This is a genomic window from Cytobacillus sp. S13-E01, assembly GCF_029193815.1.
Lineage (GTDB): Bacteria > Bacillota > Bacilli > Bacillales > Bacillaceae_L > Bacillus_BV.
The window spans coordinates 33,630-58,653 of sequence record NZ_JARFVC010000005.1 but is presented as its reverse complement, the minus strand read 5'-3'; the positions used below and the strand labels follow the sequence as shown (position 1 = coordinate 58,653).

Annotated in this window: 26 protein-coding genes, 1 pseudogene and 1 riboswitch; of the genes and pseudogenes, 5 read left to right on the top strand and 22 right to left on the bottom strand. The window is 36.6% G+C overall.

The features are described 5' to 3' along the window. Positions 1–123: 123 nt before the first annotated feature. The 4 genes and pseudogenes from PY093_RS05525 to PY093_RS05510 form a co-directional block, all read right to left on the bottom strand. Entirely contained in the window at positions 124–654 is a 531-nt protein-coding gene (locus tag PY093_RS05525; protein WP_275644880.1) for a spore maturation protein, read from the bottom strand. Then, positions 651–1,250, bottom strand: a complete 600-nt coding sequence (locus tag PY093_RS05520; protein WP_275644879.1) for a nucleoside recognition domain-containing protein — start codon at positions 1,248–1,250, stop codon at positions 651–653. Before PY093_RS05520 ends, PY093_RS05525 begins: the two co-directional genes overlap by 4 nt. After that, entirely contained in the window at positions 1,243–2,400 is a 1,158-nt protein-coding gene (locus PY093_RS05515; RefSeq protein WP_275644878.1) for a D-alanyl-D-alanine carboxypeptidase family protein, read from the bottom strand. The genes PY093_RS05520 and PY093_RS05515 overlap by 8 nt, the downstream gene beginning before the upstream one ends. 447 nt (positions 2,401–2,847) lie before the next feature. Then, positions 2,848–3,757, bottom strand: a pseudogene (locus tag PY093_RS05510) (superoxide dismutase). A gap of 299 nt (positions 3,758–4,056) precedes the next feature. On the opposite strand from PY093_RS05510, the gene PY093_RS05505 reads away from it, so the two are divergent. Then, on the top strand, positions 4,057–4,869 hold the full coding sequence (locus PY093_RS05505) for a DUF2935 domain-containing protein (protein ID WP_275644877.1): 813 nt from the start codon (positions 4,057–4,059) through the stop codon (positions 4,867–4,869). Positions 4,870–5,029: 160 nt separating this feature from the next. Here PY093_RS05505 and PY093_RS05500 read toward each other — a convergent pair whose 3' ends face one another. The 5 genes from PY093_RS05500 to PY093_RS05480 form a co-directional block, all read right to left on the bottom strand. Then, on the bottom strand, positions 5,030–5,173 hold the full coding sequence (locus tag PY093_RS05500; RefSeq protein WP_275644876.1) for a hypothetical protein: 144 nt from the start codon (positions 5,171–5,173) through the stop codon (positions 5,030–5,032). 107 nt (positions 5,174–5,280) lie between these two features. Beyond that, the gene (locus PY093_RS05495) at positions 5,281–5,769 is read right to left on the bottom strand and encodes a YpuI family protein (RefSeq protein WP_275644875.1); all 489 of its coding nucleotides are present in this window, start codon (positions 5,767–5,769) and stop codon (positions 5,281–5,283) included. 33 nt (positions 5,770–5,802) lie between these two features. After that, a complete protein-coding gene (locus PY093_RS05490; protein WP_275644874.1) occupies positions 5,803–6,210 on the bottom strand; it encodes a hypothetical protein in 408 nt (135 codons plus the stop codon). A gap of 77 nt (positions 6,211–6,287) precedes the next feature. Next, positions 6,288–6,878 (bottom strand): SMC-Scp complex subunit ScpB, encoded by a 591-nt coding sequence (scpB, locus tag PY093_RS05485; RefSeq protein WP_275644873.1) that lies wholly within the window; start codon positions 6,876–6,878, stop codon positions 6,288–6,290. A 4-nt stretch (positions 6,879–6,882) separates the two neighbouring features. Beyond that, the gene (locus PY093_RS05480; RefSeq protein WP_275644872.1) at positions 6,883–7,632 is read right to left on the bottom strand and encodes a segregation/condensation protein A; all 750 of its coding nucleotides are present in this window, start codon (positions 7,630–7,632) and stop codon (positions 6,883–6,885) included. Between the two features lie 472 nt (positions 7,633–8,104). Between PY093_RS05480 and PY093_RS05475 the strand changes: the two genes are divergently transcribed. Beyond that, positions 8,105–8,626, top strand: coding sequence for a DUF309 domain-containing protein (locus tag PY093_RS05475; protein ID WP_275644871.1), 522 nt, complete (start codon positions 8,105–8,107; stop codon positions 8,624–8,626). Between the two features lie 128 nt (positions 8,627–8,754). Here the strand turns inward: PY093_RS05475 and PY093_RS05470 are convergent, their stop codons facing one another. From PY093_RS05470 to PY093_RS05445, 6 genes are all read right to left on the bottom strand, one after another. Beyond that, positions 8,755–9,126 carry a GNAT family N-acetyltransferase gene (locus tag PY093_RS05470; protein WP_275644870.1) on the bottom strand — a complete coding sequence of 124 codons (372 nt, stop codon included), beginning with the start codon at positions 9,124–9,126 and terminating at the stop codon, positions 8,755–8,757. 241 nt (positions 9,127–9,367) lie between these two features. Further along, complete coding sequence (ribH, locus tag PY093_RS05465; RefSeq protein ID WP_275644869.1) at positions 9,368–9,838, bottom strand: 6,7-dimethyl-8-ribityllumazine synthase; 471 nt, start codon at positions 9,836–9,838, stop codon at positions 9,368–9,370. A gap of 78 nt (positions 9,839–9,916) precedes the next feature. Continuing rightward, a complete protein-coding gene (locus PY093_RS05460; RefSeq protein WP_275644868.1) occupies positions 9,917–11,119 on the bottom strand; it encodes a bifunctional 3,4-dihydroxy-2-butanone-4-phosphate synthase/GTP cyclohydrolase II in 1,203 nt (400 codons plus the stop codon). A gap of 7 nt (positions 11,120–11,126) precedes the next feature. After that, positions 11,127–11,780, bottom strand: a complete 654-nt coding sequence (gene ribE, locus PY093_RS05455) for a riboflavin synthase (RefSeq protein WP_275644867.1) — start codon at positions 11,778–11,780, stop codon at positions 11,127–11,129. Positions 11,781–11,855: 75 nt separating this feature from the next. Beyond that, positions 11,856–12,941 carry a bifunctional diaminohydroxyphosphoribosylaminopyrimidine deaminase/5-amino-6-(5-phosphoribosylamino)uracil reductase RibD gene (ribD, locus tag PY093_RS05450; RefSeq protein WP_275644866.1) on the bottom strand — a complete coding sequence of 362 codons (1,086 nt, stop codon included), beginning with the start codon at positions 12,939–12,941 and terminating at the stop codon, positions 11,856–11,858. Positions 12,942–13,196: 255 nt separating this feature from the next. Further along, positions 13,197–13,373: riboswitch (FMN riboswitch) on the bottom strand. Positions 13,374–13,752: 379 nt separating this feature from the next. After that, entirely contained in the window at positions 13,753–14,187 is a 435-nt protein-coding gene (locus PY093_RS05445) for a peptidylprolyl isomerase (protein ID WP_275644865.1), read from the bottom strand. A gap of 314 nt (positions 14,188–14,501) precedes the next feature. On the opposite strand from PY093_RS05445, the gene lgt reads away from it, so the two are divergent. The 3 genes from lgt (at position 14,502) to PY093_RS05430 (ending at position 17,636) form a co-directional block, all read left to right on the top strand. Continuing rightward, on the top strand, positions 14,502–15,272 hold the full coding sequence (lgt, locus tag PY093_RS05440) for a prolipoprotein diacylglyceryl transferase (RefSeq protein ID WP_275644864.1): 771 nt from the start codon (positions 14,502–14,504) through the stop codon (positions 15,270–15,272). A 500-nt stretch (positions 15,273–15,772) separates the two neighbouring features. After that, positions 15,773–16,264 (top strand): transposase, encoded by a 492-nt coding sequence (locus PY093_RS05435; RefSeq protein ID WP_275644863.1) that lies wholly within the window; start codon positions 15,773–15,775, stop codon positions 16,262–16,264. A 502-nt stretch (positions 16,265–16,766) separates the two neighbouring features. After that, positions 16,767–17,636, top strand: a complete 870-nt coding sequence (locus PY093_RS05430; protein WP_275644862.1) for a DUF1002 domain-containing protein — start codon at positions 16,767–16,769, stop codon at positions 17,634–17,636. Positions 17,637–18,704: 1,068 nt separating this feature from the next. Here the strand turns inward: PY093_RS05430 and lysA are convergent. The 7 genes from lysA to PY093_RS05395 all read right to left on the bottom strand — a co-directional run bounded on the left by lysA (position 18,705) and on the right by PY093_RS05395 (position 25,023). Then, a complete protein-coding gene (gene lysA / locus PY093_RS05425; RefSeq protein ID WP_275644861.1) occupies positions 18,705–20,024 on the bottom strand; it encodes a diaminopimelate decarboxylase in 1,320 nt (439 codons plus the stop codon). 491 nt (positions 20,025–20,515) lie between these two features. Beyond that, positions 20,516–21,994, bottom strand: coding sequence for a spore germination protein (locus PY093_RS05420; protein ID WP_275644860.1), 1,479 nt, complete (start codon positions 21,992–21,994; stop codon positions 20,516–20,518). Further along, positions 21,978–22,556, bottom strand: a complete 579-nt coding sequence (gene spoVAEA, locus PY093_RS05415; protein WP_275644859.1) for a stage V sporulation protein SpoVABEA — start codon at positions 22,554–22,556, stop codon at positions 21,978–21,980. The genes PY093_RS05420 and spoVAEA overlap by 17 nt, the downstream gene beginning before the upstream one ends. Positions 22,557–22,561: 5 nt before the next feature. After that, positions 22,562–22,912 (bottom strand): stage V sporulation protein AE, encoded by a 351-nt coding sequence (gene spoVAE, locus PY093_RS05410; protein ID WP_275644858.1) that lies wholly within the window; start codon positions 22,910–22,912, stop codon positions 22,562–22,564. Between the two features lie 2 nt (positions 22,913–22,914). Beyond that, positions 22,915–23,931, bottom strand: a complete 1,017-nt coding sequence (spoVAD, locus tag PY093_RS05405; protein WP_275644857.1) for a stage V sporulation protein AD — start codon at positions 23,929–23,931, stop codon at positions 22,915–22,917. 20 nt (positions 23,932–23,951) lie between these two features. Beyond that, complete coding sequence (spoVAC, locus tag PY093_RS05400; protein ID WP_481769278.1) at positions 23,952–24,395, bottom strand: stage V sporulation protein AC; 444 nt, start codon at positions 24,393–24,395, stop codon at positions 23,952–23,954. A gap of 205 nt (positions 24,396–24,600) precedes the next feature. After that, positions 24,601–25,023 (bottom strand): stage V sporulation protein AB, encoded by a 423-nt coding sequence (locus tag PY093_RS05395; RefSeq protein ID WP_275644856.1) that lies wholly within the window; start codon positions 25,021–25,023, stop codon positions 24,601–24,603. Position 25,024 lies beyond the last annotated feature (1 nt).

The following is a 25,024-nucleotide window of genomic DNA, read 5'->3' as shown; positions in this document are numbered from 1 at the left end:
AACCTTTTGGTTACCGTTGTTTATTTTTTGCAGAGTATCGTGAAAGGTTGTACTTACTAAGAAACGAAAAAAAGACGCCTGGTAATCAAACCTCCAAGCGTGCATCTAAAATATATTTTCCCTTTATCCAAACATTAATGTAACTACTAAAATGGCCGCAATGATTCCAACTAAGTCTGCCCATAATCCTACTTTTAGTGCGTCCCCCATCTTTTTTATTCCGACAGCACCAAAGTATACCGTCAATACATAAAAAGTTGTATCGGTGCTTCCTTGCAAGGTTGAGGCTAACCGTCCAATAAAAGAATCTGGTCCATATGTAGCTATGATATCTGTTGTCATACCTAGAGCTGCAGTACCAGAAATAGGTCTAATTAAAGCAAGTGGCACAATTTCTGCAGGAATTCCCATAGCATCTAGAGCTGGCCTTAATAATCCGATAAAAAATTCTAATGCACCCGAAGCACGGAAAACTGATATTGCTACTAACATACCGACTAAATAAGGGATAATTGAAAAAGCTATTTTTATACCTTCTTTCCCACCCTCAACAAACGTTTCATAGGTTGGGACCTTTTTTATCGTTCCATATACTAGTATAAACCCAATAATTATAGGAATAAGCCACAGGGAGATGGAACTAATAACACTCATCTTTGTCTTCCTCCTTTGCGAGTTCTCCTATAATAAAAGAAACGATCAATTAGAATGGCTCCTATAGTTGAGCACATTGTAGCGATTAAAGTTGTACCCACAATCTCCGTGGGATTTGTGGAATCATATGTTAAGCGAATCGCGATAACGGTTGTCGGGATAAGTGTAAGACTAGACGTATTAATCGCAAGAAAAGTAATCATCGAACGACTAGCCTCAACGCTTCCACCATTTAGTTCTCTTAATTGCTCCATTGCTTTTATTCCCATTGGGGTTGCTGCATTACCAAGTCCAAACATATTTGCAATCATATTAGATAGCATATACCCCATCGCAGGGTGGTCTACTGGGACTTCAGGGAACAATCTTTTTACGAAGGGGCGGAAAAGTTTTGCCAGTTTCTCTAATAGTCCACTTGATTCAGCAATTTTCATAAGCCCTAACCAAAATACAAGAATGCTTATTAAACCAATACTAATCGTGACAGCCTCTTCTGCACCTTTAAAGACGGCTTTATTAACTTCTTCAATCGTCCCATTAACAATAGCAAAGATAATTCCAATGATCGTCATGCATACCCAAATTATATTAACCATGACTCTTTACACCTAACGTTACAAGAAAGATATTTTTAAGAATTAGCCAAAAAGTTTTTTTAGGTTTCTCCTTTTGACCATTATCAAAATAAATTGGAAGTTCTCCAATTCTTTCATTACCTAATTTAATCGTCAGCTTTCCGACTATACCTGGGATGTCACCTTCGTTGTCCCAGCCATTTTGGCTTGGATTCATTAAATTTACTGAAAGCTTAACGTCATTTTTTTCTCCTTCTGTTAAAGGGTAAAAAAAGTTTCTACTTATAAAAATTTTGTTCTTATAAAGTGGCTCTTTAATGTTTTTAATTGTACCTTCTGGAATGATTTTAATCGTGTTAAACTTTGCAAAGCCGTTATTGAACATATTAATGTGGTCATTCCAATCATCAGAGGCATTTATGGTAACAGCGATTAAATCTAACCCATCCTTTGATGCTGTTGACACAAGCGTTCTCTTTGCCCGTTTTGTGTAACCCGTTTTTCCACCTGTACTATTAGCATATAGCCCTGTAAGTAGCTTGTTTTTATTTTTCCAGACCCGATCCCATTTCTCATTAGGATTTGGTGCACGATGTATCTCGGTGCCAAATATCTTTTTAAATTGCTCATCCTGCATAGCATATCTGGTTAACATAGCCATATCATATGCCGTAGAGTAGTGATTTTCCTGATCATCAAGGCCGTGCGGATTTGCAAATTTACTATTCGTCATTCCAATTTCAGCCGCTTTTTGATTCATAAGATATACAAAGCCTTCTAAACTACCACCAACATATTCAGCAATGGCTACTGCAGCATCATTTCCTGAACGTAGCATTAACCCATAGACTAAATCCTCAAGTTTTATTTTTTCATTAGGTTGTAAATATAAAGACGAGCCTTCAGTTCCAGCTGCCCTGTTGCTCACTTTGACCATCTCATCCATTTTCCCTGATTCTATCGCAAGTACAGCTGTCATTATCTTAGTGATACTTGCAATCCGCCTTTTTGAATGAATGTCTTTCGAATATAAAATTCTACCTGACTCTTGCTCTATTAAAATTGCACTTTTGGCACTTACGTGACCAAATGCACTAGTTTTCTGTGGAAAAATTGCTAGCAGAACCATACAAATCGTTATCAAGATGAACCACCTTTTATGTAATGCCATGAGATCCCCGTCCTCTTTATTCGTTTGTACAAGTCTATGCAGAACATGTCCTTATATGAATGAAAAATAGGAAAAGCACAGGGAGCCAGGGTATAAACCAAAACTAAGTTCAAATTTCATAATAAGAAAAGCGCAGGGCGCCCGCCTATCGGCGCGTCGATTAAAACCCGCCACGTCCTGGGGCGAACATCGACATCAGCACATCCTGTGCAAGTCAAGCATAAGGCGAGCCGTCTGGAAGGTTGTTCTTTGACCTTCCAGACGGCTTGGCTTATGACCTCAGGTCCGATGGTGCCCGGAGCTAGACACTAAAACTAGGTACAAACTTTTAACTTTCTTTTCTTTTTTAAAAAACGCTATTTGGAATGTTTACATTAATGTGTTATGTAAACATGAGCAAAATAGCGTTATATTTCATCTTATTCAAGATTAAATAGAGTATCCAATTTAATAAGGTTGCCAGCGCAAATTAGATGAAGCGTCAAAACGATGCTCAACTTCCTTCCAATGTACAATGTTCCACCAGTTATCAACATAACTTTTCCGCTCATTCTTATACTGAAGATAATAAGCATGTTCCCATACGTCTAAAACAAGTAGAGGTATTGTGTCCCACTGTGTTAATACTTGATGTTTCTCTGTTTGTAAAATTTCTAGTCGATGTGCGCGCGGAGCCCAAACTAAAATTGCCCAGCCAACACCTTCAACGCTATTTGCTGCCTCAGAAAAGTGCTTTTTAAAGTTATCATAGCTACCGAAATCTGTTGTTATTTGCTTCATCAATCTTCCACTTGGCTTTCCACCACCATTCGGGGACATAACATTCCAAAAAAATGGTATGGAGATAATGTCCTGATCCATGAAAGGCAGCTTCTCTTTCCCAGTGTTTAATTAAGTCAAAATCTCCATTTTCTCTTGCATGCGCCATCATTTTTTCAGCTTTATTAAGGCCATCAACATAGCCTTGATGATGCTTTTTATGGTGCAAACTCATAATTTCTCTTGAAATAGTAGGCTCTAATGCCTCATAGCTATATGGTAAGGGTGGGAGCGTATGACCTCCAATCGGTACTCTATCTGTTGACTGCCGATCATCAGCTAAAATGCTACTTTTCGTCAGGATACTAGCTTCCTCATATAATTTTGCCACTTCCTTATGAAGCCTTTCAATAAATTCTAATGATAAATCATTCCTAGCATCAATAAATTCTAGTTTACTAAGTAAACCTTCAAACTTTATTCTTAACTCTTGAAAACGATCGTCTTCTTTCCGTTGGTTATCTATAAGACTACTTACTTCTTTTCCCCATGCTCTAACATCATCGACATACTGCTCAAACAGACTTTCTATCATGATTACCTCCTATAACTTTTTCGACTTCATTGTATGCAATATGCCTATTGAGGTGAATTCCTTAGTTATGTCAGTTCACCAAATAAAACATTCTTCATACTATATCTTCATATTATTAATAATGTGAAACTTCATCAGGTTTTAGAGGCATCACCGCAATGATTGTAGTTAGCAGCGACCGTTAAGGATCTTAAGGTGCAGTTGATTTAATTGATTACTACCGAAGCATGTACAAATTTCTCTAAGATTTTTACTGCCCCTTAAACGCGGGAAAAAAGAAAGCTACATAAGGAGGAGTTAATTTGGAAAATCGATATAAAGATGAAGCATTATTCGAATTACAATTTTGGATGCAAATATTGGGTGACCATAGTCGCTTCATCCACGATTCATTAGCACCAAGTGAAAACCAAAGAATAGAACAGGCCCAATACTTTAAAAAAACCTTTGATAGCTTGTTAGAAGCAGCAAGAAAGCCATTGCCAGATGACTCAGTTTTTAACACTGTTAGAAAGGCAAGTGCCGTCGGCGAGGAGTTTCGAAGCTATAAATTAGAGTTAATAGAAGCACATCTTGTCGGTAAAATAAAGATCACATTACCTCCTTCCTTTATCAACCATATGGTAAACGAACTGGACGAATGGTTACGAATAAGTACTTTTTTAGGAGAAGGAAAGCAGGTACCAGCTACACATGCTCTTCACCATCATTTACTATGGTTACTTGATGCAGCTGGCCATGCTGGTGCCATACACGATAATCTTGACCGAGTTGAATATGAGCTTAGGAAAAAAGGAGAAATATATACAAAGAAGTGGGAAAGCTTTTATTTAAAGGCTGTAGAGTTAGTAGGATACTTACGAACAAATCAGTTTCAGTTCCCCGCATTATCCCGTTTTAATAATCAGGTTGAATTAGAAATGACCGTCTTTAAAAGCTTCTTACGCGAGCTTGAAGAAATGGAATTGAATAAGGAATCCTTAGGTGTGCTTGAACCTTTGATGGCTGATCATATGGCCCGTGAGGAATGCTATTATTTGCAAAAACTTGCCCAAACAACTAATGAGGTGAAAACGCCTAATTGTAACCCAGCTAAACCAAGAACTAAAGCATAACAAGAAAAATCGACCGGAGTTAGACACAAAGACTAAGTTTTAAAATTTTATACTTCTTCCCATAAAAAATATAACAACAAATATTATTTACGATTGGTGAAAAATAATTGAGTCTAAGAAAACATTAGAATTATGGGGTATTTTAGTTCTTCTTATTTTATTAAATCCTAGTGAATACCTTCAGGCTAGTTGGTGTGGGCATCAGATTGCTCCTTTGATTACCGTTTTCTATTTTTGGAGCGATTTCGGGCATCAGTTTGCTCTTTTGATTACCGTTTTCTATTTTTTTCGGTGTTTCGGGCATCAGATCACCCTAAAACTAGGGTTCTTATTTTTCAAAAAAGGGTTAACATATAAATTCTTATATTATAAAAAAAACGGTTGGATATAACCAGCCGTTTTTCATTAATATTATTTTGATTGTAGCATTTTAGTGCGGTAATCGGTTTCGTAGAATTCAAGTTCCTCCCTAATTGTCTGAAACCCGCCTTCTAAGGAGTTTAAAAGTTTTTTTAGTGAAAGTGGTGGATTTTGTCTGAATGTGATTGAATTTTTACCTGTGTACGCTGAGCGGCTATCTTCAAACCATAAATCACCTTTAGGTGCAAAAAATTCTTCAATGCACTGATGATAGATTTTATATAGTGTTTTTTCAGCAGCACCTTTTCTAAAAGGTTCATTTGATAAAACTACTTGACATGCATCCAGCCCTTCTTCACAATATACGACTAATCTTCTTATATTTGAAAGAAGTAACTCATAGTATTCTTGGTCACCATTTAATTCATTTTGTAAACTAGCGATTGTTGTCTCATTCAGGTATTGGTTTACCGATTTAACCGTTTTCACTAAAAAATTTTCTACTTGTTCAGTTTGTGCTTTTACAATTGAATTCCCCATTTATTTTCAACCCCCATCATCAATCTATTAATTTTATCTAGGCTGTGCTATGAAATGCAAAGGAGACTCTAACTCGTAACTACCTTTTTGTCTAATGCTCTCAAAGATTTCTGGAAGTTTGTCAAACTGTATATCTTTAAAATAGTTCTCAAATTCTTTTTGTGAATTAATATAAACTCTTTTGCGACTTTGAAACCCAGGGTTTTTAAGTAAACATACCAGCCCTACTATATCTTTGAACTCTACATCATTAAAAATAGGATCCTGTTCATATGGAGTAAACGATGCAAACACCTCATCAAAGTAGCGAATATACAATAAATGAAATGTCTTTTCCTCCCCTTTAACCGAAAATGTTACTTCAGACCGGTTAAAAAAGTCTTCTGAAGTATTTGATTGTGCTTTTTCAAGTTCGTATCCTTTACAGTTCTTGATTAACATTATTCCACCTCTTTATTAGTACCTGAAACTTATGATATCCATCTATATCTTACCATAGACAGAAAATTGTTGTCATATTAATTCGAGTCATTAAAACTATCTTTAAAGTTTCCAAAGAATAAATCAGCCTCTTCCTGGTCCGAATCTACGTCAACCTTGTCAGGTAGTGGTGGTAACTCTTGAACCGTTTTCAAACCAAAATACTCTAAAAATTCCTTCGTGGTACCATAAAGAATTGCTCTCCCAGTTCCTTCTGCACGACCCACTTCTTTTATGAGTGCTTTTGCCGTTAGCGTATGTAATGGTCGTTCTGTTTTAACCCCTCTTACCTCCTCTATTTCAGCCCTTGTGATGGGTTGACGATAGGCTATAATCGCTAGAGTTTCAAGAGCTGCCTGTGAAAGTGATGTAGACGAAGGAACTTCCACTAGTTTTTTCAAGTAAGACGCATGTTCTTTTTTAGTCGTTAGTTGATATGTATTTGCTACTTCAACTAAGTGTATTCCACGATCACTTTTTTCATGATCCAACTTTAACGCATTTAATACATCTAGTGCAATATGTTCTTCAACTTCTAAAACAGATACTAATTGCTTTAATGTTAACCCCTCGTCTCCAGCTGCAAATAACAATCCTTCAACGATTGCTTTCCACTGCACAATCATCACAGCTTCATCTTCCTTCCCTACTAGAAATCAATATTTCCGCAAAATTGTTTTCTTGTTCTATTAAAATGACATTTTTTTTCATCAGTTCAAGAATTGCTAAGAACGTCACAACGGTATGTTCTTTATCATGATAAGGAAATAAGCTAAAGAAGTTCTTTTTCCCTTTAATATCCCTTAATTCTAGTAGTATCTCAGCCATGCGTTTTTCAATGGAGATATCCTGACGGGCAATCTTTGTATGAAGCGGTTTTTGGAGTTTCTTTCTACGTAAGAGCTTCTGAAAAGCACCAAGCATATCATATAGACTAACATCAAGAGGATGACTCTCAACCTTCACTTCTTCCGAATACTCACTTAAATCACTCGGAGGTTTAGTAAACACTTGACCTCTTTCTTCCTCAAGGGTTTTTAAGTCCAGAGCAGCTTCTTTGAACTTTCGATATTCTATAAGACGCCTCATTAATTCTTCCCTAGGGTCTTCCTCTAATTGGACTTCAATATCATCATCAAAAAGCTCTTCTTCCTGTTTAGGTAACAGCATTTTGCTTTTCATGGCAAGTAGGGTAGCGGCCATCACTAAATATTCACTAGCTATATCTAACTTTAGTTCTTTCATTGCATGTATGTAGTACATATATTGCTCTGTAATTTTAGATACAGGAATATCATATATGTCGATTTCTAATCGATTAATTAAATGTAATAGAAGGTCCAAAGGTCCTTCAAAAGCATCTACTTTCACGCTATATTGCACAATAACCCCACCAAACAAAAGATAACAAACCTTATAATTTATGTCTCTTCTTCAATAATTTTTTTTAAAAGCTACCTAACTAGTATAGAACATTATAATAAGTTGTCCAATATTATTTTAAAAAGGTTTTTTTAGTAATCCTTCCAAAAATACTATTTGTTTTTTTTAAAGACTGTTTACATGTATTTTTATCTGCATAAGTCTAGTGGTCAGCCTTTTGCCTGGCACTATTGGTTTATGAAGACTTTTTTCGTAAACATTGTTGCATTTAAGACTCATCAATTTATTTCACTTAGTACGCAGTAAAGTAGCATCTTTTCTGCCATAATCTAACAAAATTACCCTATCATAAAAACATCAATCAGTCAGAAAAATACCTTTATGGAACATTGAAACTCTCGGATTCAAGTATTATGACTGTAAATTATACGTATGATAAACTAACATTACATAGAGAAGGGGTGGAATTGTCATGTATCCAAAAGCATATCTCAACTATCTCATTCACTTTCATGGTGACCGAGACTATTTCGAATGTCACGAAGTACTTGAGGAACATTGGAAAGAAGCTCAAAGGGCAGAAAGAAAACTTTATTGGGTAGGACTTATTCAGCTTGCAGTGGGACTCTATCACCAACGACGTGGCAATTTTAAGGGAGCTTATCGAATGATGAACAATGCTATTGACATAATTAAAAAGGAACGTGATTCACTTACCAAACTAGGACTAGATTATGAAGAGCTCCTGTCAATCGTACTTAAACGGGTTAATGAAATCCAAAACCAAGTACCTTATAAAAGCTTTACTTTGCCAATATCAGATAAAAAACTCTTATCCACTTGTATTGAGTCTTGTGAAACAAAAGGTTTAACATGGGGAATAGATAGTGATATTACAGACCATTATTTAGTAAATAAACATATGCTTCGCGACCGAAGTGAGGTAATTAATGAACGAGAAAGACAAAAAAGGCTAAAGGAGAGAGATATTTAGGTTACAAGTTTTATGAGGATGGTACTGAAGCTATCTAAATGCAATATTCTTCAATCAAATAGGTAAGACTCGATGTGAGCCTTACCTATTGTTTGTTGTTATAATATCGTCAATTGTAGAATAACACCTTAATTAATTGACTGATTACCTTCCTCAGCAGTATCACATTTTTCAAAAAATGCTGAAGTATGTTCATTAGGTTTTATTTCTTTACCCGGCAATGTTTCTTTTAATGCCTTAACCATCTTCTTTCCAATACCTTGCCTACGGTGTGATGGATTTACACTAATATGCTGAATCTCAATAATTCCAGTCTCAAGGATTGTTATTCCGATAATTCCTATGATGTCTTCTTCCTTCCATAAATATAACTGTTTAGATTCTTCAGTCTCATATTGTTTCATTGTTAGCTGTAATTTTTTCAAATCTTTTTCAGTCGGCATAAATGAAAGAAGACCCATTGCAATCTTTTCATAATTCTTTTTGTAACGAATTAACATATATATCCCTCATTATCGAAAAAACTTTCCTAAGATTGTTATAAAGAACAAATGGCTGGAGCCAAGTCTTTCAAGCTTGGCAAGCAAAGTCCAATTATTATTCTCATTAAGATTAACATTTTCTTTCGTTTTTTTCCATAGTCATTATTCTAAAACATTTCAAATAACTCTTCTATCATTCCATTATAACCACTTAAGTAAGGATTATATACCTACCTAAATAATATTTGTTGAAATGTACTTAATTTGAAAAAGATCTTGTTAGATTAGCCATTTCGATTGCAGATATAGCAACTTCCCACCCTTTATTCCCAGCTTTTGTTCCTGCTCTTTCAATTGCTTGTTCAATGGTCTCAGTCGTTAATACCCCAAAAATAACTGGTTTACCTGATGAAAGCATCGTTGCCGAAACACCTTTTGCTACTTCACTACAAACATAGTCATAATGTGTCGTTGCCCCACGTATTACTGTACCAAGTGTAATTACAGCATCATACTTATTTGATTCAGCCATTTTCTTTGCAAGCAATGGAATCTCAAATGCTCCAGGAACCCAAGCGATATCTATACTGTCCTCTTCCACACCATGTCTTTTTAGTGCATCTAAAGAACCGCTTAACAATTTGCTTGTGATAAACTCATTAAAACGAGCTACTACGATTCCTATTTTTAATCCTGTCCCTACTAAATGTCCTTCATATAAATTACTCATGACTTTGTCCTCCTTAGAATTCTAAATTTAATACTATCATTTGACCTAAGTTCGCTCATTAATGAATAAGTATTCCAATTAAAAATGTAGCATATGACCTAGTTTTTGGTGTTTCGTTTTTAAGTACTTTTCATTTTCTGTTTTTGTTGGCATTTGTAGCGGAACACGATCGACTACTTCAAGGTCATAGCCCTTTAAACCTGCAATTTTTCTTGGATTATTGGTTAATAGCTTCATCTTAGCCACACCTAAATCTTTTAAAATTTGTGCTCCGATTCCATAATCTCTAAGATCAGGTCCAAAGCCAAGCTTTTCGTTAGCCTCGACAGTGTCATAGCCCTGTTCCTGTAGCTTATAAGCTTTCATTTTATTTAACAGGCCAATACCTCGCCCCTCTTGGCGCATATATAGTAATATTCCATTACCTTCCTTTTCAATTTGTGATAGTGCCGCATGGAGTTGTGGACCGCAATCACAACGGTTTGAACCAAAAACATCACCTGTTAGACACTCTGAATGAACTCGAACCAATGTTGGTATGTCAGGATTAATTTCTCCTTTAACTAATGCAACATGCTCTTTTCCATCTATTAGATTTGAGAATCCAACAGCTGTAAATTCACCGAATTCTGTAGGTAGTTGAATTTCCACCTCGCGTTTAACAAGCTTTTCTTTACGGTTTCTATAACTTATTAGGTCTTTTATTGTAATCATTTTTAAATCAAATTCATCTGCTATTTTGCGAAGATCAGGTACACGAGCCATTGTTCCATCTTCATTGATTATTTCACATATAACACCCGCAGGCTCTGCACCGCAAAGTCGGGCTAAGTCAACAGCAGCTTCCGTATGACCGGCTCTTCTTAAAACACCACCAGCTTTTGCAGTTAGTGGAAAGATATGTCCTGGTCTTTTAAAATCAGTTGATTTTGTAGTAGGATTTATTAATTGCTGTATAGTCATAGCACGCTCATGGGCACTAATCCCCGTAGTTGTCGATTTATAATCAATGCTCACCGTAAAAGCTGTTCCATGTGGATCTGTGTTATGGTTTACCATAGGAAATAGGTCAAGTTTCTTTGCTAGTTCCTCAGTTAGAGGCGTACAAACAAGTCCTCTTCCGTGCTTAATCATAAAATTTATTATTTCTGGAGTTGTTTTTTCAGCAATTGCAATGAAATCACCTTCATTTTCACGGTCTTCATCATCACAAACAATGACTACATTTCCTTGCATTAACTCATATATAGCCTCTTCAATTGGATCAAACATAGTGCTCATCCTCTCCTTATTTGTAGCCGTTTTCTTCAAGAAAGTTTGCTGTAATTGATGATTTTCTTTGGGTAGGTGTTACTGTTCGTTGAACGAATTGTTCAACATATTTCCCAAGCATATCACACTCAATATTAACAATTTCACCTACGCCTTTGTTCCCTAAAATAGTTTCTGACATCGTGTGTGGAATGAGTGAAATTGTAAATGTTTGATCAGTTACTCTAAATATGGTTAAGCTTGTTCCATCTATAGCAACAGAACCTTTAAGCAATATATAATGACGTAATTCTTTTGATACTTCAATTTCATAGTACACTGCATTGGCTTGATGTTCTTTTTTTATAATTGTTCCAATTCCATCAACATGACCTGATACAAAATGACCACCAAATCGTCCATTTGCAGACATTGCACGTTCCAGGTTAACCTTTGAATTTCTTTCAAGCGACTTCAAAGAGGTTGCTCTAACAGTCTCTGGCATAATGTCCACTTTAAATTCTGAAGCTGTATATGCAGTGACGGTTAGACATACACCATTAACAGCTATGCTGTCACCTAAATTAACATCTTTTAGTATATTATTACTCGCGATAGTCATTACAATTGCTTCACCAGAAGATACTATATTTTTAACAGATCCAACTTCTTCAATAATACCTGTAAACACATGCATCCCCCAATTCCATTTCTTAATCCCTAAAATATATTAACATCCCTTAACTTACAATCTACTGTAGTATCCCTATTTTGTTGGAACTGATATTATTTTAATATCTGAGCCAATTTGTTCAACTGACTGTATTGATAGCTGAAAGACTTCTGCTATTTTGTCGAACCCACTTCCACCAATAGATGATGGAGCATCGTTTCCACCAATTATTTTAGGTGCTATGTACATAATCACTTGGTCAACAGCTTTTTCTTTAACAAAACTTCCGTTAACTTGCGAGCCACCTTCTACAAAAACCGAAGTAATTCCATTTTCCGCTAGAATCTTTAGCATATCTTTTATTACAATTTTTTCAAATGGAACAACAAAAACTCTTACTCCTTTTTCGGTATATCTCTTTTTTACTTCTTCTTTTATTTGGTTACCAACAATGAGCCATGTTAGTGCTTCTCCATCAGTAATCACCTTAGAATTTAATGGTGTTCTTAAATGTGTGTCCATTATTACCCGAATAGGATTTTTTCCTCCGTTGGGTAAACGTGTTGTCAAACTTGGGTCATCTGCGATAACGGTATTAACACCTACAAGAATTGCATCATGCTGGTGACGATATTTATGAACGTCTAATCTAGCTTCTGGTCCAGTTATCCACTTACTTTCACCTTTGGCAGTAGCTATTTTCCCATCTAAACTAGTGGCAGCTTTCAAGGTTACATATGGTAGTTTTTTTTCTATATTGTGATAAAATATCTTATTTAAATCATCTGCCTCAGCTTTTAATAAACCCACTTCGACCGCAATACCGGCACTCTCTAATCTCTTTATTCCATTACCTGCAACTAAAGGATTAGGGTCAGTAGTAGCAATTACCACACGTTTCACTCTATTTTCAATTAAAAGCTCAGCACATGGTGGTGTCTTACCGTGATGACTGCATGGTTCTAATGTGACATAAACAGTTGATTCTTTGGCGTTTTCACCGGCCATGCGAATGGCATGAACCTCAGCATGTGGTTCTCCAGACCTTAAATGTGCTCCAACTCCGACAACTCGGCCATCTTTCACAATTACAGCACCGACAACTGGATTTGGAGCAGTTTGCCCAACACCAGCCCTAGCTACATTAATGGCGAGCTTCATATAATCATTGTCTAACATCCTGTTCACCTCTGAATAATAGTATAACTACACGGGTAGTGGTGTATGATGACCATTTTAAAACAAAAAAACCTAGGATTTATCTTCCTAGGGGTGGTTTATCAGGCTCTACCAGTATTGAGTCTCCACAGCTACGCTAAAGTGGAGCTCATTTGTTAGAACCCAAAAGTATTATACTATCACAACGGCATATAAGCGTTTTTTTCGCATACCAAATAAAGGTGGTACTGAAGTATTTTTCGCATACCTGCTTACGTGATCCTTCTCCCATCCAGACTTTACTGTCGGCTTTGGAATTTAACCAAATCAGCCATTCATGATTAAAGACGAAATAAATCCACACCTTAAAAACGAATGGGTCACGGGCTTAGTCAAAACAAATGTTTTCACAACACCGCCGGTTGGGAATTTCACCCGACCCCGAAGGAAACGATATTAAGTTAATTTTCATTATTATATCATAACAATTCCAGCCATGTCGATTTTAGAGTTTTAAACGATAAAGAACCAATATATTAGTCCCCAGATAAGACTCATTGTGGCAAGTATAGTTAATAAAGTCCAGTTTTTAGATTTCAAGTCTTTTCACCTCAAATTAAATTATACTAGAAAACTCATATTTAAGAAAAGCGATGGGGCCGGAGCTAGACACTAAACCTAGGTACGAAAATTTTATACTTAAGTTCTAAGAAAAGCGTAAGGCGCGCCCGGAGCTAGACACTAAAACTAGGTACAAACTTTTATACTTTCTTATCTTCTAAAAAAAAACTCAACAAGCAAAAATTTACTTGGTGAGCTTTTTTCGTTTTTATTATTCTTCCCACACCTTAACTTCTTTCATTACATCGCCTTGTTTAATGCGTAAAACTGTATCTAGTCCTTCAATAACTTGTCCGAAAACTGTATGTACACCATTTAAATGAGGTTGTGGTTCATGAACGAGAAAGAACTGACTTCCGCCTGTGTCTTTTCCTGCGTGTGCCATAGACAAAGAACCAGCAACGTGCTTATGTGGGTTTCCTGCTGTCTCACACTTGATTGTATAGCCAGGCCCGCCTGTTCCTGTTCCATTTGGGCAGCCCCCTTGAGCAACAAACCCTTGAATTACGCGGTGGAAAGTTAGCCCATCATAAAAACCTTCCTTTGCTAGTTTTTCAAAATTATCAACTGTACCAGGTGCTTCATTCGGGAAAAGTTCGATAACAATCTTTTCTCCATTTTCAAATTCAATACTTGCTTTTTTCATGTGAAACCTCCATAAGTTTATATTCGTCAATATATACTGAACGAGTTAATTCTACTATATTAAAAAACAATAATCCAATCTTGAACTTTAAGGTGGTGAAAATTTATAAATGGTGCGCCGTCCGAAGGCGGAAAGCACGGGAGAATCGACAAGGAGCTGAGGTCTGTAAAATTTCACATAATGGAGGGATAAATTATATTATAACTTTATTTATACAATACTATTGATCGTAAATACATAAAATCACCATATTTTTATGCTATTATGATAGTTATGATCAGCTAAAATAATAGAATTGAAGGGATGGTAGGAACATGATAGGTAATGATTTGTTCAGCATAGGCGGTTTCATGGTATCAACTCACGGGGCGGGAAGCGCTGTAGCCTTTCTACTCGGAATGTGGTTAACTTTGCGGCTAGCAAGGCGGCAAGGCTATAATTCTGAACTTGTAGTAGACTTTATGACATATGCGATAATCGGTGGGGTTTTAGGTGCGCGTTTATGGTATGTATTGCTCAATTTAGGTTATTATGTTGATAATCCTTCAAAAATATTAGCCATTTGGGAGGGTGGGCTTGCAATTCAAGGCGGTATTATGGGCGGTATTGTGATTGGTATATGGTTTGCCAAAAAACGCAAAATTTCGGCTTGGAAGTTTGCCGATCTTATTGCACCTGGACTTCTTCTTGGCATGGCTATAGGCCGAATCGGGGATTTCCTGGCTGGAGGAGAATACGGTATCGTTTCAGAAACATTTGGTTTTATTTATCAGCAACCAGGTACAGAAGCATACATTGCTAACGGCCCAGTCCCCCTCATCCCAACAGTTTTGTATGAAGCATTAGGGGATTTACTAATCATGTGGTTCTTGCTCGCTTATAAAAATAACAAGGTATATGACGGCTTCAAATTTCTTTGGATGCTGATTTTATATTCGGTTGTCCGATTCACAACTGAATTCATCCGTGGAGATAGTATACTAATATTCGGGGGATTACGTAGCGCTCAGGTAACAAGCATGATAACCATTTTAGTCGTTGTGGCAATTATAATCCGACGTAAGAAACTGCAACAACAAGGCTAAGATAAGAATTTTATAATCCTTCTTCATGTTGAATTTCAACTTTCTTCACTACTTATTTTTGGTGAAGCAATTACAAACCTAGATTTCTAAAGAAATAATTTAAAAATAATAAAAATCGCTCCAATCTTCGGTAGAATATAGTTTAACAGAACCAAAACATCCGAAGAGAGGAGCTAATCTCGATGAATAACTTTTAATTCAATAAATGCGAGTATTGGAAGAGTTTCTATTAAAACTACAATGGAACATGCAACATCACACAGTGGCATTTCACCATTCCTTGAATCTCATTTAAACTTTTTTTATTTAACAAAACGGATATGCATACTTCTCACCTGTGCTTCTATGAATGAGTTGAAAAGTTTCCGAGACTGCGCCGATGTAGGCGATCAATATGTATTACCCAAAGTTAATCATTCAACTCTCTCCAAAAAAGCTGGCCATGTGGACTACACCATCATGAAAAAATATTCCATTTAGTCGTGTCTAAATGCAATCGAATGACACGTCGAGCATTAAAGATTTCAAAGGATCTTCTTTTGGTAGACTCCACCACAATTACAGTGGGAAAGTCACGTCTACCTTGGGCCCTTTACCATGGAGTGCGTTCTGCAATCAAATTGCATGTCAGCTATTCTCCTCTCACTGAAACACCTCTTCAAGTTGTTGAAACTACTGAACTTGTCCTTGATCGGCTAATTGGTGAGCAGTTGATCGATTCCCGTTTCATCATGGTAGAAGATCGAGCCTATTTTAAGATCAAACGAATCGATCAATTTGTATCAGACCAGCAAATGTTTGTCATTCGAATGAAAGAAAATGTAGAGATTTTTCGGCCTCATTCCTTAAAACGCATTGAGCAAGCTGGATCGCCTGTCACACGTGACTCACTTGTCAACTGGGTACTGAACAATCTCGTTCTAAGAAACGTCATCGAGTGGTATTTTTTAAGGATGATTACGGCAACGAGATGCGTGTTGTCACCAATTTAATGAACGTTTCGCCAGAAGTCATTGCCGACATGTACAAAGCAAGATTTGAGAATCGAGACGTTCTTCCGCTGGATTAAACAGAACCTAAATGTCCCTGTTTTATTTGGAACGACCGAAAATGCCGTTTCCAATCAGCCTTTTGCGGCTTTAATCGCTTATGTTCTATTAAAATGGCTCTATTCGAAGACATCTGAAGGACGAGTTTTCAAAAAGTTATCATTTATCTCTTTTCAAAGAAAACTAGCAAAAGACAACTTACCTATTGACTTGCGTTCTAAAATGGCTTTTGTTTTGAAAAACCACAAATATTTTCAAGGGATATTTCTGTGTCGTATTTTGGATAATCAACACCCGTGATAAAATATCTCTAGAATCCTTTGCTTCTATAGCAACACCTTTTTAGAAGAATTAAAAAAGTATACTAGCTATCATAGTTGCCAGAATTAATTGTATAATGTTAAAGGGAATATATTCCCTTTTCTTTTAAAGGAGGATAAAAAGAATGCTTAAGAGAAACTGGGTTTTTTCGTTATTTTTAGTATTCACGTTGATCATTCCTTCGATGGCTTTTGCCGATGCCGCTGAAGGTGATGTTATCATTACATTGGGTGAAGACCTAAAAGACGTAGAAAAACAAAAACTTTTGAAGGAAATGAACGCACCGGAAAATCCACAAATTGTAACGGTTTCAAACGAGGAAGAGCATAAATATTTAGGCCAATACATTCCAAAGGCTACCATAGGAACAAGAGCTTTGTCGTCATCTGCGATTACAATAGGAGCACCTGAATCTGGATTAGAAATAGTAACGAATAATATTACATCTATAACAGATGATATGTTTACAAATGCTCTTATAACAGCAGGTGTAAAGGATGCTTCCATTTATATTACGGCACCAATACCAGTATCAGGTACTGCAGCACTAACAGGTATCATTAAAGCGTATGAATTATCATCAGACCAGGTCATCCCAGAAGAAGTTAAGCAAATTGCCAACGAAGAAATGGTAAAAACGGTAGAACTTGGTGATTCAATTGGAGCAGAAAAAGCTGCTGCTCTAATTGCAAAAATTAAGGATGAAATCGCAAAAAACGCACCTCAAACAGATGAAGAACTGAGAGCTATTATACAAACTGCAGCAAATGAATTAGGTATTACATTGACCGAAGATCAAATTAATAGTCTAGTTTCGTTCTTTAATAAAATGAAGGATCTAAATATAGATTGGAACCAAGTAAATGAACAATTGAATTTAGCAAAAGAAAAGCTAACTAATTTTCTAGAATCAGAAGAAGGACAGACTTTTTTAACCAAGCTTCAAGATTTTTTAGTTAGTTTAATAGATGCCCTAAAAGCACTATTTAGCTAAGAAGATTATGAGAACGGAGCAAGAAAGTGTCTTTAGTTTAACAAGACAATCTAAAAACAGAACGCTTGGATTTCATCAAATAAAGGGTTCCGTTTTGAGGTGAAAATCCTATAAATGACAATAAGAAAAGCGCAATGCGCGCCCGCCTACCTGAGCGTCGATTAAAACCCACCACGTCCTGTGGCGAACATCGACATCAGCACATCCTGTGCTGTCAAGCATAAGACGGTTTATTCAAGAAGGTGGTTTTTACTTCATAAAGGAAATGGCTTATGACCTCAGGTCCGATGGCGCCTGGAGCTAGACGTAGATAGACAAAAGACACGAAGTATACACAACCTTACAATTTTGTAAATTCCTAAACAATGAAAAAGGCGTGCAGTCTGACTACAGATTTGACACCTCTTTGACACCCCTAAATAAAAAGAAAGAGCGAACCCTCAAGGACCAAGAGATGAGGGAATCAGCATGGTTTAATAAATAAGCGGAGAAATTTCTCTTAATTACGAAATAGCACTTAAAATAGCTTAAATAGACGGAAGGATTCCGACTATTTACACAAAAAACGTCAAAATGGATCATTTTGCATTGCTTAAGCGGAAAACCTCCGCTTATATACCCCGAACCAAGCCTTATTACGCAGTTTAACCGGAAAATCTCCTCTTATTTTAACTATCACTGGTTACTAAATTTAGGAGATAACTTCTGATGTATTTGGAAATGTGTAAGAATTGACATCCCAATTGACACTTAATTTTGAGTGTTCAAAAAGCATTGTCCTTTAAATTTATTTTGTCATTAGTGGTTTTATTTTATTATAAGAGGTATTATAAATCCCAATATAAAAGGAAAATGGCATACGTCGATTCGTATGCCATTTCTAATGTCAATTTTCCGTTATGTACCTCAAAACGGAACGGTTTATTTCATCAAATCCAAGCGTTTTTTATTTGCTATTTGTACTGTTATTTATGGTATCTAACATACTGCGATTTAGTATGATATTTCATCTGTTTTATTACATTTTCTCCACGTTATCCGAACTACTTACTATTTGCTCTTCCCCTTTTATTTTTCAACCTTTGTTTTTAGCGGAACATCTAAGCGGATAATATCTTCAAAGCTTTCTCTTTTCACAACAAGATTAGCTTCACCATTTTCTATGAAAACGACAGGTGGACGTGGAATCCTATTATAGTTGTTTGACATAGAATAACCATATGCACCAGTACAGAACATTGCAAGAATATCGTCTGAACTAGCCTTTGGTAAGGGTAAGTCCCAAATCAACATATCGCCTGACTCACAGCACTTTCCAGCAATTGAGACTGTTTCTTCAACTTGGTCATGAACACGGTTGGCTAGGACAGCTTCATATTTAGCTTGGTATAATGCTGGTCGAATATTATCACTCATTCCTCCATCAACCGAAACATATTGACGAATATTTGGAACTTCTTTTCGTGAGCCAATTGAATATAGTGTTGTCCCGGCGTCGCCTACTAAAGAACGGCCTGGTTCAATCCAGATTTCAGGGACATCCATTTTAAGCTCATCTGCATACTTCTTAACTTCAGCAATGATTACCTCAACATACTCTGATACTGGAATTGGGTCATCTTCACTAGTATAGCGTATTCCAAACCCACCGCCTAGATTTAGAACAGTAGGTGTGAAACCATGTTTATCCTTCCATTCTTTCATTTTAGCGAACATTTTTTTTGAGGCAAGCACAAAGCCAGTGGTTTCAAAAATTTGCGATCCAATGTGGCTGTGGATACCTAGCACATTAAATGATTGTGAAGAAAGTGCTTGTTCAATGGCGATATCGGCTTGTCCATTTTGCAAATCAAAGCCAAACTTCGAGTCTTCTTGCCCAGTTGTAATATAGTCATGTGTATGCGCTTCTACACCTGGTGTGACCCGAAGTAGAATTGAAATCTTCGTTTCATTTTGGAGACATATTTGCTCTAATAAGGATAATTCGTAAAAGTTATCAACAACAATACAACCAATATTGTTTTTTATTGCCAATTCCAATTCTTCATAGCTTTTATTATTTCCATGAAAATGGATTCTTTCTGGAGGAAATCCGGCAGACATTGCAGTGTATAATTCTCCACCTGATACTACATCAAGTGATAACCCTTCTTCCTCAACTAATTGAACCATAGCAACAGTAGAAAACGCCTTACTCGCATAGGCTACCTGAGCGTTAACATTTAATTTTGCGAATGTATCTCTAAACCCTTTAGCTCTTTCTCTTATTAAGGCAACATCATATACGTAAAGGGGAGTTCCATAGGTTTTTGTCAGTTCAATAGTATCAACTCCACCAATTTCTAAATGACCATTCTCATTAACCTTGCTAGTACCATGTAAGTGCATTATTCTTCCCCTCATTTCCTTAAAGCTACATTTAACTTCTATGTGAATCCATACGTAATTTTTAAAAATACATATAGCTAACGCCCAGATTACGACAACCTAGCACTTTTACATCAGATACTTTTTGTATAAGAGAAAAAAGACAGAAATAACCTAATGCTAATTCTGTCCTTTTTTCGAAAGATAAGAAAGTATAAAAATTGTACCTAGTTTTAGTGTTTAGCTCCGTGCTCCACCTTACCTGAGGGCATAAGCCAATCCTTCCCCGAAGGCAAAAAACGCCTTCAGTCAGGGCTCGTCTTATGCTAGAGCTGCACAGGATGTGCTGATATCGATGTTCGCCACAGGACGTGGCGGGTGTTAGTAGACGTTTCCTCGATGCGGGCGCCCAGCATTTTTCTTATATATATATGTTCCTAGCACATGGGATTCTATACTATATGGAAATTAGATTACCATAAAAACACTGCTTGTTGCAATAATTGAAGTTTTTATTTTGGTTGTTTATACTGATTTTGAGGGTGGACTATACTCGGTCTTAGCTTTGCACCTGGTACCGATGTACGAATAATGATTTGCCATAGGGCCTTAGCGTTAAATGGCAAAAATGGCCATAAATATGGTGTATTTAATGAGCGGATACATGCAAGAAATAATATATAAACTGTTACACCAATAATAAAGCCTGGTGTTTTAAATATAGCAACAACAACTAATAAGAATAATCTGGACATCTTATTTGCCAGACTTAATTCATAACTAGGTGTAGCAAATGAGCCGATTGCTGCTATAGATACATATAAAATGACCTCAGGTACAAAAAGACCTACATCAATCGCGATTTGACCAATGAGAGCAGCAGCTATTAACCCCATTGCTGTTGATAACGGTGTTGGCGTGTGAATGGCCGCCATCCTTAAAAATTCAATACCAATATCAGCAAGAAAAATTTGGACTACCACAGGTATACTTGAATCAGCATTCGGGCCAATAAACTTTAGTGCTTCAGGTAATAACGATGGTTCTTTAACAAACAAGAACCAAAGCGGTAGCAGAAAGAGTGAAGCAAGAATACCAATAAATCTTACCCACCTTAAAAATGTTCCAACTACTGGTGCTTGCCGATATTCTTCAGCATGTTGAACATGATGAAACAATGTTGTTGGGGTTATCATTACACTAGGCGATGTATCAACCATAATAATTACATGTCCTTCTAATAAGTGGTTAGCGGCGACATCCGGCCGTTCCGTATATCTAACAAGAGGATAGGGATTATAGCCTTGTTTAACTAAAAATTCTTCTACTGTTTTATCTGCCATCGTTAAACCGTCAATCTCAATTGCTTGGAGTTCCTTTTTGATATGTTCCACAAGACCTGGGTCAGCTACATCTTTAATGTATGAAACACATATGTCCGTTTTAGACCTTTCACCAACCTGCATCATTTCATTCCGTAACCGCTCATCCCTAATTCTACGTCTTGTCAGTGCCGTATTAACTATTATGTTTTCTGTGTACCCATCCCTGGCTCCACGTACAACCTTTTCAGTATCGGGCTCTTGTGGTTGTCTCCCTGGATAGCTTCTTACATCCACAACAATACCACTATCTTCCCCCTCAATTAAGATAATGATTAAACCTGATAACACGTTATCAACTGCTTCATCAAGATTTTTGATTTTAGTTACTTGCTGGTGTGTTAATCTATTCTCGATGATTTGTATTGCTTGGGATGTTAATTTTTCTTTATCATTTATATTAACTAATTCTTTTAAAAGCTGAATAATAAATTGAGTATCACAAAGTCCGTTTAGAAAATAGATATGAACCTCTTTTTTTAATATCTTTATTTTACGAACACCAATATCAAAGCTTCCCGTACCCATGCCAATATGGTCTTTAAAATAAGCATCGTTTAGTTGAACTTCTGTTGAAATAGGTGTTTTCTCTTTAGTCGCGCATGTCATTAAACCCACTCCTTTCAAGGATAATTTCAACTGCCTTTTTTGTAATAGGAGCACCATTTTTTATATGGTCTTTCCTAGCCATTTTTCCAATATCTCCTATCCCAACAACGAGTGGAATATTTAATTCATCCAAGTTGTAGACTGTATCTCCGTTAATCCGTCCAATATCTAATTCAGCCAATCCACTTTTATCAACCCCATAATGAGTTAGCTCCCCAAATCGATCGACACTGACGTCGACTCTTGTCCATTCGGATTGATGTGTTTTAGATGCCACGGCAATAACACCTAATATTTCAATTTCTTGATGTGTTGCAACATATTTAAGTGCACGCTCTCCTGCTCCTTCGCCAAGAAAACCACTATCATCGAACATTATAAAAACAGGGTCATAGGGTGTTTGCAAGATTAATTTTACGATTTCTGGTCCAGATAGAGTTGTTGGGTTTCCGTATGATTTAGAAATACATCTTCCGCCAACTAACTTAGCAACATATTCGATTGTTTTAAGTGCATATTCATCTCCATCTGTAACTAAAATGACCTTTCTCCTGTTTTTCATAGTGATTATCCTTTCGGTTTAAAAATCAATGCAACAATAAATGCAAATAGTATTGCTGAAGAAATACCTGCCGATGTCAATTCGAAAATTCCCATTCCAATTCCAACGAATCCGTGATCGTCCGCCTGCTGCATCGCTCCATGTAATAGAGAATGTCCAAAGCTAGTGATTGGGACTGTTGCCCCAGCACCCGCAAATTCAATAAACTTATCATATAAATCAAAACCATCAAGTATGGCGCCTGTTACGACGAAAATACTCATTACGTGTGCGGGCGTTAGCTTTCCAAAGTCTAACAACAATTGACCAATTATACATATTCCACCACCTACTAAGAATGCAATTAGATAGTCCATATTTATACACTCTCCTCAGATCGTTCAAGGACAACACCATGTGCTATTGCGGGTATTGATTCTTTCTGCTGCATCATCACTGGGCTTAATAAGGCTCCTGTTGCAACTACGAAAACCCTCTTGAGATTTCCTAGCATCATTTCTTTAACAATATGACCATACGTTACAACCGCTGAACATGCACAACCACTTCCACCTGCAAAAACACCTTGATCCCGTTGATAAATCATTAAACCACAATCATTATGTTTGGTTGCTAAATCATAACCTTCATCCAATAAGAGCTCTTTTAAAATTGGACTTCCTACACCTGACAGATCTCCTGTAACAATTAAATCGTAGTAATCAGGTGTCCGATTGAGATCTTGAAAATGTTGGTGTATTGTATCTGCAGCCGCTGGCGCCATTGCTGACCCCATATCAAATGGATTTGTTATACCTAAATCAATTACTTTTCCTATCGTGGCTGTGCTAATTTTTATAGAACTTTTCGATTTGCTTACTAATGCGGTTCCAGAACCAGTTACTGTAAATGTGGCTGAAGCAGGTTTCTGCCCACCATATTCTGTAGGATATCGAAACTGTCTCTCTGCAGTCGCGTTATGACTACTAGTTGATGCAATAACTGTTTTTGCAAATCCCCCATCGACCATTGCTGAACCGACCGCCAGTGTTTCCATCGAAGTAGAACATGCACCAAACATACAAAGAAAAGGTATTTTAGTATGTCTTGCAACATAATTAGCAGTTACATTTTGATTTAATAAATCACCCGCAAGGAATAAGTCTATGTCCCCGTAGGAAAGATTCACTTTCTTCAAACAAGCTTCTATCGATTGCTCCATTAATCTTCTTTCAGCCATTTCCCAATTCTCTTCTCCACAGTGGAGATCATCATGACGAACATCAAATTCTTGACCGATAGGACCAGATGCTTCCTTTGGTCCTACTGCTGTACCACATGAATTTAAGTAAATTCCATTTTCATATACCCATGTCTGCTTTCCAGTTAGTCTCATGTTTATTGCACATCCTCTCCTTAGGGTAATGTGACAGTAAAGAAGTAACGGAAAATACCAACAAAATAAGCTCCTACCACACCGAAAACAATGACACTACCTGCAAGTTTAAACATATTAGTTGCAACTCCAAGCACTATTCCTTCGCTCTTATGCTCTAGTGCTGCACTTGTCATAGAATTAGCAAAACCAGTTACTGGAACGGCTGACCCTGCTCCTGAAAATTGGCCGATTTTGTCATATATACCGAAACCGGTTAAAAGTGAAGCAATTAATATTAGTGTAGCTACCGTAGGGTTGCCTGCGCTCTTTTCTGAAAACCCAAACACATTAATATAAAAATTTTGAATAGCCTCACCAAATGTACAAATTAATCCCCCAACAATAAAGGCCTTAAGACAATTTAACAAGTATGGCGGTTTTGGCTGGAATTTCTTTATACGATTGCTATAATCTTCTTTCATTTTGCTCACAATGATATCCTCCCATTGACAAACATTTGTTTATTAAGGCTGGTTTTCGTGTTTTTGAAGTACCAGTTTATATCAAGTAGAACACACATTATAGCGGCACCTTTTTACCTTAATCGTTAATCACAATATCCCGACTTACCATTATAAATCTTCTTTCGTATGCTTTAAACAACTAACTTTTAGAAAAGAGCCATTCTTAAAGATCAACATAATAAATCCAATGAAATAGTGAACCAGCAATCTTGCCAAAAACGATAGCCATTACTAAGATTACTATTTTATCTTCAATCCCAATTCTTTTTGCTAATATCGGTAGGACATTTAATACCTCAGTTAATGCTGCTGCCAACATACCGACAAACAAGCCACTTGCCAACCCAATCGGTACCAAGAGAAGTTTTGGTAAGATAAATATACTATCTCGTAAACTAAACCACCCTCCCATAACTGCTCCCATTACGACACCTAATTCATATAGATGGATATATTTTGATGTTTTAGTTAGCTGTGTTAATCTAGGAATGATACCCAACACAGCTAAAAAAGCTACAAAACCTGAACCTACTGCTAATCCACTAGCAAAACCAATTATGATAATGAGCAATACTTTAATTGTCATT

Bases quoted from the DNA above. Each gene is read 5' to 3' on its own strand.
- PY093_RS05525 (WP_275644880.1), bottom strand. From the start codon at position 654: ATGAGTGTTATTAGTTCCATCTCCCTGTGGCTTATTCCTATAATTATT.
- PY093_RS05520 (WP_275644879.1), bottom strand. From the start codon at position 1,250: ATGGTTAATATAATTTGGGTATGCATGACGATCATTGGAATTATCTTT.
- PY093_RS05515 (WP_275644878.1), bottom strand. From the start codon at position 2,400: ATGGCATTACATAAAAGGTGGTTCATCTTGATAACGATTTGTATGGTT.
- PY093_RS05500 (WP_275644876.1), bottom strand. From the start codon at position 5,173: ATGCCCGAAACACCGAAAAAAATAGAAAACGGTAATCAAAAGAGCAAA.
- PY093_RS05495 (WP_275644875.1), bottom strand. From the start codon at position 5,769: ATGGGGAATTCAATTGTAAAAGCACAAACTGAACAAGTAGAAAATTTT.
- PY093_RS05490 (WP_275644874.1), bottom strand. From the start codon at position 6,210: ATGTTAATCAAGAACTGTAAAGGATACGAACTTGAAAAAGCACAATCA.
- PY093_RS05475 (WP_275644871.1), top strand. From the start codon at position 8,105: ATGTATCCAAAAGCATATCTCAACTATCTCATTCACTTTCATGGTGAC.
- PY093_RS05470 (WP_275644870.1), bottom strand. From the start codon at position 9,126: ATGTTAATTCGTTACAAAAAGAATTATGAAAAGATTGCAATGGGTCTT.
- ribH (WP_275644869.1), bottom strand. From the start codon at position 9,838: ATGAGTAATTTATATGAAGGACATTTAGTAGGGACAGGATTAAAAATA.
- PY093_RS05460 (WP_275644868.1), bottom strand. From the start codon at position 11,119: ATGAGCACTATGTTTGATCCAATTGAAGAGGCTATATATGAGTTAATG.
- ribD (WP_275644866.1), bottom strand. From the start codon at position 12,941: ATGTTAGACAATGATTATATGAAGCTCGCCATTAATGTAGCTAGGGCT.
- PY093_RS05445 (WP_275644865.1), bottom strand. From the start codon at position 14,187: ATGAAAAAAGCAAGTATTGAATTTGAAAATGGAGAAAAGATTGTTATC.
- lgt (WP_275644864.1), top strand. From the start codon at position 14,502: ATGATAGGTAATGATTTGTTCAGCATAGGCGGTTTCATGGTATCAACT.
- PY093_RS05435 (WP_275644863.1), top strand. From the start codon at position 15,773: ATGACACGTCGAGCATTAAAGATTTCAAAGGATCTTCTTTTGGTAGAC.
- PY093_RS05430 (WP_275644862.1), top strand. From the start codon at position 16,767: ATGCTTAAGAGAAACTGGGTTTTTTCGTTATTTTTAGTATTCACGTTG.
- lysA (WP_275644861.1), bottom strand. From the start codon at position 20,024: ATGCACTTACATGGTACTAGCAAGGTTAATGAGAATGGTCATTTAGAA.
- PY093_RS05420 (WP_275644860.1), bottom strand. From the start codon at position 21,994: ATGACATGCGCGACTAAAGAGAAAACACCTATTTCAACAGAAGTTCAA.
- spoVAEA (WP_275644859.1), bottom strand. From the start codon at position 22,556: ATGAAAAACAGGAGAAAGGTCATTTTAGTTACAGATGGAGATGAATAT.
- spoVAE (WP_275644858.1), bottom strand. From the start codon at position 22,912: ATGGACTATCTAATTGCATTCTTAGTAGGTGGTGGAATATGTATAATT.
- spoVAD (WP_275644857.1), bottom strand. From the start codon at position 23,931: ATGAGACTAACTGGAAAGCAGACATGGGTATATGAAAATGGAATTTAC.
- spoVAC (WP_481769278.1), bottom strand. From the start codon at position 24,395: ATGAAAGAAGATTATAGCAATCGTATAAAGAAATTCCAGCCAAAACCG.
- PY093_RS05395 (WP_275644856.1), bottom strand. From the start codon at position 25,023: ATGACAATTAAAGTATTGCTCATTATCATAATTGGTTTTGCTAGTGGA.